The sequence below is a fragment of the Gordonibacter pamelaeae 7-10-1-b genome, from assembly GCF_000210055.1.
GTDB classification, from domain to species: domain Bacteria; phylum Actinomycetota; class Coriobacteriia; order Coriobacteriales; family Eggerthellaceae; genus Gordonibacter; species Gordonibacter pamelaeae.
This window is the reverse complement of sequence record NC_021021.1, coordinates 1,662,588-1,669,010: the sequence shown is the minus strand read 5'-3', so window position 1 is coordinate 1,669,010 and position 6,423 is coordinate 1,662,588. Positions and strand designations below refer to the sequence as shown.

The window sequence follows — 6,423 nt, the reverse complement described above, 5'->3', positions numbered from 1 at the left end:
CGGCGGCGTCGTCGCGGCCCGCGGCCACCTCCACCGCGATGATGCCCTGGCCCGCAGCCGGCATGCCACGTCGGGGGCCAGGTACTCGGTGATGCGGTCGCTCCATCCCAAGCGCTCCACCCCCGCCACGGCCAGGATGATGCCGGCCATGCCCTCGTCCTCCTGCAGCTTGCGCCAGCGGGTGGCCAGGTTCCCGCGGATGCTCACGCACTCCACGTCGGGGCGCACGCGGTACACCTGCGCGGCCCGGCGCAGGCTCGAGGTGCCGATGCGCGCGCCCTCGGGCAGATCGGCCAGCACGAGGCCGTCCTTGCCGAGGAACGCGTCGCGCGGGTCATGGCGCAGGCAGTACGCACCTATCTCGAAACCCTCCGGCAGCTCGGTGGGCAGGTCCTTCAGGCTGTGCACGGCCAAATCGATGGTCCCGTCGCGCAGGCCCTCCTCGATCTCGGCCGTGAACACGCCTTTTCCGTCCACAAGCGGAAGGGGGGTCGCCAGGTCGCGGTCGCCCGCCGTGTCCGTCTCAGCCAGCTCGACCTCCAGGCCGGGATGCGCCTCGATCAGGCGCTCGCGCACCCACTTCGCCTGCCACAGCGCCAACTCGCTCTTTCTTGTACCTATGACCAGGCGCTTCATCGCGAACCTCCCGTCAGCGCGCCCCCAGGGCCCGCTCCCGTCTCCGCAGGCGCCGGCGCATCCGCGCGCGCGGGCATCTCCGCAGACGCAGGCCCCTCCTCGGGCTCGAGGTGGAACAGCTCCTGCAGCATGGCGGCGTACGCGCGGCTCTTCTCGGAACCCGCCATGGCGTTCAGCGATGCCACGGGCTCGTGCACCAGCTGATGGGCGATGGACGTGGCCAGGCACTGCACGGCCTGCTTCTGGCTGGGCGTGAGGCCCGAGAGCTTGCCCATGGCGCGCTCCAGCTTGTCGGCCTTAATGCGGTCGGCCTGGCGGTAGAGCGCGTCGATCGTGGGGATGTACTCCAGCGAGCGCTGCCAGCGCTCGAAGTCGGCCGCCACCTCGTCGATGAGCTGGGCGGCCGTCTTGGCCGCGCGCAGGCGCTCGTTCTGGTGGCGGTTGGCCACGTCGCGCAGCTCGTTGATGTCGTAGCAGCTCACGTTGGGGATGTCGCGCACCGCCGGGTCGATGTCGCGCGGAAGGGCCATGTCGATGCACAGCAGCGACCGCTCGACGCGGCGCTCCATGATCGCGGCCAGGCGCTCGCGCCCCACCAGGCAGCTCTTCGCCGCCGTGGCCGAGAACACCACGTCGGCCTGCTCCAGGCAGGCGTCCATCTCGTCGAGGGAGCAGGCGCCGAAGCCGTACTGGCCGGCCAGCCGCTGCGCCTTTTCCAGCGAGCGGTTCGACACCATGGCCACCGACACGTCCTGCGCCACGAGGTACTTCATGGTCAGCTCGCTCATCTCGCCCGCGCCCAGGATGAGCACCCGCTTGTCCGCGATGCCGCCCAGCTCCCGCGCGGCCAACTCCACGGCAATGCGCCCGATGGAGGTGGAGTAGCGGCTGATGCGCGTCTCGGAGCGCACCTTCTTGCCCAGCGACAGCGCGCGCTGGAACCACACGTTGACCATCTTGTCGTTTGCCCCCGCCTTGCAGGAGGCCCGGTAGGCACGCGACACCTGGCCGGCTATCTCCGTCTCGCCCACGATGAGCGAGTCTAGGCCGCACACGACCTCGAACAGGTGGCGCACGGCGCGCCCGTCCGTGAAGGCGTACAAAAGCTCGCGGAACTGCCGCGCCGGGGCCGCATCGGCCGCGCCCCCCTGGCCCAGGATGAAGTCGCGCACCCGGGCGACGCCCTCGTCGGCGTCCTCGCACACGCCGTAGAACTCCAGGCGGTTGCACGTGCTCAGCACCACGGCGCCGGCCAGCCCGGCGGCCGCCTTCACATCCTGCACGCACAGCTCGTTTTGCGAGTGGTGCACGCTCAGCTGCTCAAGAATCTCAAGGGGTGCGCGCTTGATGCTCAGCCCCACGACGATGGTATGCATAGTCCCGCTCCCGTCTCATCCCCCAGCCGCCCGCTCCCCAGCAGACGCGCGTGAAACCCGGTCAACCCCGGGGCCGCGCGCCTTCCGCACGGCCCCGGGCAGCGCCTACTCCGCTTCCAGGAACTCGAAGTAGGGCCGATCCATGCTCGCCAAGCCGTTGACCATGAGCTCGACGATGCCGCCGTACTGCACGTTGTAGCGCGCAGTGGCCTTGTACGCCTGAAGGAGGTCGCGTATCGTGCCCTTGCAGTTGGAGCACGGCGCGCAGACGTACTTCACTATGTCGGGATTCTCCATCTCGTCCGCAAACGCGTTGAGTATCTGGGCGAACTTCATGCGCCCGCTCACCTTCGTGCGGAAGTCGCCGAAGTTGTAGGAGTTCATGATGGCGAACCCGCTGCCGCCTCCGCAGCAGTAGTTGTCCACCCCGTGGGGCGTCATCTCGCGGAATTGCGGCGCTATCTTGCGCAGGATCTCGCGCTGGGGCTCCACGATGCCCATCTGGCGCACGATGTTGCACGGATCGTGCAGCGTGACGGGGAAGTCGTTCTTCGAAGGGTCGAACTTCAGGCGCCCGTTGCGCACGAACTCGGCCATCATGGGAAGGAAGCTCTCCACGGGCACGCCGCGCTCCTCGCTGTCGGCCATGCGGTCGGCGCCCACGACGGCCGCCTTGTGGGCATGGCCGCACTCGCCGATGACGATGCGCTTCACGCCCAGCTTCCTGGCCGCCTCGAACTGCGCCATGGCCACGTTCTTGGCCTGCACGTCGTCGTACCAGATGCCGTAGTTCACGCTGTCGTAGCCCACCACGTCGGTGCTGAGCGTCCAGTCGACGCCCGCCTCGTCGAGCAGGATGGCGAAGGCCGCCGGGTTCTCGGGCCAGGCCATGAACTCGCCCGCGTTGTGGAAGAGCAGCACGTCGGCGCCCTTCTTGTCGAGCGGGAACTTTATCTTGCGGCCCGTGCGCTCGTAGGTGTCCTCCTCGATGAACTCCAACGTGTCCAACAGGGCCGGCCTCGTGAGGCCCGTGGAGGAGCCCGTCTTCAGCTGCAGCTGCGTGCCCTTCGCGTGCACGGGCGTGGGGGCCAGGCCCATCTCCATGCTGAATATCTTGCGGATCTCGCGGGCCGCCATGCCGTTGTCCAGCCCCATCGGGCAAACCTGCGCGCAGCGGCGGCACAGGTTGCAGCGATAGGCCGACTCGCCCAGCCGCGCGATGGTCTCCCAGTCCAGGTCGATGTCCGCCCCGGTGAGGGAACCGAGCAGCTTGCCGGAGCGGGTGAAGTACTTCTTGTACAGCTTGCGCAGCACGTCCACGCGGAAGATGGGGCGGTAGATCTCGTCGCCGTTCGCCGCCTTGTACACATGGCACGCCTCCGAGCATGTGTTGCACTTCGCGCAGTACTCCATCGTCAAGCTGAGCGGCTGCAGGTACTTGTTGTTGGCGTCCAGGAACAGCTTCTCCAGGCCCTTGAGGAACTTTACCTTGAGCTCGTCCTCCTCTTCCTGCGTCTCGGGGCGCTTCATGGTGTCGATGGCGCAGAAGCCGTCGAGCGAGCAGCAGTTCGTCTCGGCCCATTCGGGCTTCGGGTCCTTGAAGGCGGGCTCCAGGCCGTTCTTGTCGTACGGCGCGGGCAGGGGCGCCAAGTCGTCGAGGGCGCTCAGCAGGCCCTCCCGCCTTGAGATGTCCGTGGTCCGCACGTTCTTGTATTCCATGGCCATGACCGCTTATCCTTTCGACGACTCGGACGTGGGCGCCTGCTGCTTCGCGGCCGACCAGCCGGTATGGGCAGGATGCGCGGCGGCGTCCTCGAACCGGCGCTCCACGGAGCTGCCCGGCAGGTTGGGATCGTTGTCCCACAGCACCTTGTGGAAGCAGAAGAACTTGCCCACGTAGTGGCTCATCTTGGAAAGCGGGATGTACAGGAACATGATGCCCAGCAGCGCCAGGTGCACGAGCACGATGGGCGGCAGGTCCGTGGCGCTCAGCGTGAACACCTGCGCGGCCACCTCGAAGGGCGACGTGACGAACAGCCACGAGTACGCGCCGGTGAGCAACACCGTCAGCAGCAGCACGATGTTGAAGTACTCGAGCGGGGTGGTGTACTTCGCCAGCACGCGGTCCGACACGCGGCGCACCAGCAAGAGCACGCAGCCCACCGTCGACAGCGCGAAGCCGACGACCCCCACGACGGTCACCGCGAGCACGTACCAGTCGGGATGCCATGCCACGCTGACCAGCAGCAGCACCGACCATCCCAGCATGACGTAGATGCCCAGGTGCATGGAGTACGACGCCCACCACAGCACGCGCTGGTGCACGAAGAGCTTCTTGATGAACAGCATTTCCTTCATGATGTCGACGGCCTCGTTGACCCGGTCGATCTTACGCGGCTTCGTCCACCATTCGGGCTCCTCCAGGTACGAGCCGCCGTAGGCCGCCCGCCCGCCGCCTTCCTTGGGAACGGGATAGAGGTCGAGGCGCGCATGGATCTGCATGTGCGCGAACTTGTAGGCTTTCCTCAAGGACAGCGCGAAGAAACCGAACATCGCAAGCAGAATGAACACGGATACGAGCATATCAACCGTCATTGAAACCGCCCCCCTACGCCCTTTTCCGGAGCGCGCATCGGTGGAAAAACCGTCTCGGCGTGATGCACCGGCATGGCCTTAAAGCTACGGCACGGTTGCCGAAGTGTAAAATTCTGTTTTGCGATAGCGTCATAAAAAGCAGCTATGACTTGCGGTAAAATGGTTGCGCAAACGCTGGGCTCCCTCTGTGCAATGAAAATGAAAACCATCGATTCATCTGGTAATACTCTGCTGATAAACCATGAACGCAGCAAGGGGAGAACAAGGATTCGGCCGCGTGGGAGGCAGCGTTTCCCTGGAATCGGAATTACGTATGGCATCCCCTGTTCTCTCTATGGCCAAATTGACACCGTTGTACTTATACTTTTTTCCGGGGAGGGTACCGTTCGTTGTCTAACAAGGGGCCTTGTCGGCCTTTTGAAAGCATGAGGGGGCGGCATGAGTTCTTTAGAGGAGTTTCTCGTATTCAAGGACGTTGCCTACACCGGCAACATCACCCGCACTTCCGAGCGACTGCACATGAGCCAGCCAAGCGTGAGCATCCACATCCAGAACCTGGAGAAGGAATACGGCACGCAGTTCCTCGACCGCACCAACCGGGGCGTCACCCTCACCGAGAGCGGCGAGGTGTTCTACGGCTACGCGAAGGAGATCGTGCAGCTCATCTGCGAGGCGCGCGAGGCCGTGCTCAAGGCGGCCACCTGCCACCACGGCATCCGCATCGGGGCCACGTTCACCATCGGCGAGTACCTCCTGCCCTTCTTCCTGCGCGAGTACTACACAAACGAGCAGGATGCCGACATCGACGTGCAGATAGCCGACACCGAGATACTCGCGCGCGAGATCATGGACAAGCGGCTGCACGTCGCCCTCATCGAAGGGCCCGTGCCCGACGAGCCGAACTTCACCGTGGAGACGTTCTGGCACGACGAGCTGGTGGTCGTGGTGCCGAGCGACCATCCGTGGAGCGCGAGCCAATCCATCAGCTTCAGCGAGCTGGCATCCGAGACGCTCATCACCCGCGAGCAGGGCTCCGGCACGCGCAAGGTGATGGAGCTGGCCCTGGCGCGCAGCGGCTTCAACCACCAGGATCTGAACATACGGCTTGAACTGGGAAGCACGCAGGCCATCAAGCAGGCGGTGAGGTGCCACATGGGCGTGGCCGTCATCTCCGCGCTGACCGTGCAGGAGGAGTGCCGCCTGAAGCAGATGACGGCGCTGCGCGTGAAGGACTGCTCGTTCGCGCGGGCGCTCAGCATCCTCACGCACACCAAGGGCAACCTCACCACCGACGAGGAGTCCTTCCTCCTGCTGCTGCGCAACCGCAAGAAGCTAAGCGAGATCCTGCCCAAGCCCATCATCCCGTAGGGCGCTCCCAGCCAAGCCCCCGCCCCCTCTTGGGCGCACCGCGGCCCGGTTGGAAGCCGGGCCGCGGTGCGCCCAGGGTCTAGTCGAGCGACTTCAGCACGTTCACCAGGGCGTCGTCCGGGCGGTAGTGCAACCGCAGCGAAAGCAGGTTGCGGGCGACCGGGAACAGGCCGGCGTCCACGGCGGCCGCAGCACCCGCGTCCAAGGTCTCGAACGCCTCTTCCGTCGGCGCCAGCACTATCCCCGCGCTGCGCAGCTCGTCATCCACGGCATCGCGTTCGATCGGCTCTATGCCGTGCTCTGCGGCCAGCTCCTTGAGCTCGGCCACGGCCTGCAGTGCCATCACGGGCGACGTCATGACCGACTTGAGGTAGCAGGCCGCGCCCGCACGCGGCCTGCCCGCCTTCCACAGCGCGTAGGCCAGCTGGTAGTAGGCAACGGCCACGTC

At 65.8% G+C, this 6,423-nt stretch carries 5 protein-coding genes and 1 pseudogene; 1 reads left to right on the top strand and 5 read right to left on the bottom strand.

Annotation, left to right across the window (positions count from 1 at the left end):
- From hemC to GPA_RS07745, 4 genes are all read right to left on the bottom strand, one after another.
- A partial coding sequence (gene hemC / locus GPA_RS07760; RefSeq protein ID WP_083808981.1) for a hydroxymethylbilane synthase occupies nt 1–636 on the bottom strand: 636 nt, incomplete at its 3' end.
- Nucleotides 633–2,012 carry a glutamyl-tRNA reductase gene (hemA, locus tag GPA_RS07755; RefSeq protein WP_015539514.1) on the bottom strand — a complete coding sequence of 460 codons (1,380 nt, stop codon included), beginning with the start codon at nt 2,010–2,012 and terminating at the stop codon, nt 633–635. The genes hemC and hemA, both read right to left, overlap by 4 nt.
- Nucleotides 2,013–2,117: 105 nt before the next feature.
- Nucleotides 2,118–3,737 (bottom strand): (Fe-S)-binding protein, encoded by a 1,620-nt coding sequence (locus tag GPA_RS07750; protein WP_015539513.1) that lies wholly within the window; start codon nt 3,735–3,737, stop codon nt 2,118–2,120.
- Nucleotides 3,738–3,743: 6 nt separating this feature from the next.
- Nucleotides 3,744–4,607 (bottom strand): respiratory nitrate reductase subunit gamma, encoded by an 864-nt coding sequence (locus GPA_RS07745; RefSeq protein WP_114569147.1) that lies wholly within the window; start codon nt 4,605–4,607, stop codon nt 3,744–3,746.
- 438 nt (nt 4,608–5,045) lie between these two features.
- Here GPA_RS07745 and GPA_RS07740 point away from each other — a divergent pair, with 438 nt between their 5' ends.
- Nucleotides 5,046–5,975, top strand: coding sequence for a LysR family transcriptional regulator (locus GPA_RS07740; protein WP_015539511.1), 930 nt, complete (start codon nt 5,046–5,048; stop codon nt 5,973–5,975).
- Nucleotides 5,976–6,054: 79 nt separating this feature from the next.
- On the opposite strand, the pseudogene GPA_RS07735 reads toward GPA_RS07740, so the two are convergent.
- A pseudogene (locus GPA_RS07735) lies at nt 6,055–6,423 on the bottom strand (hypothetical protein); the annotation flags it as partial.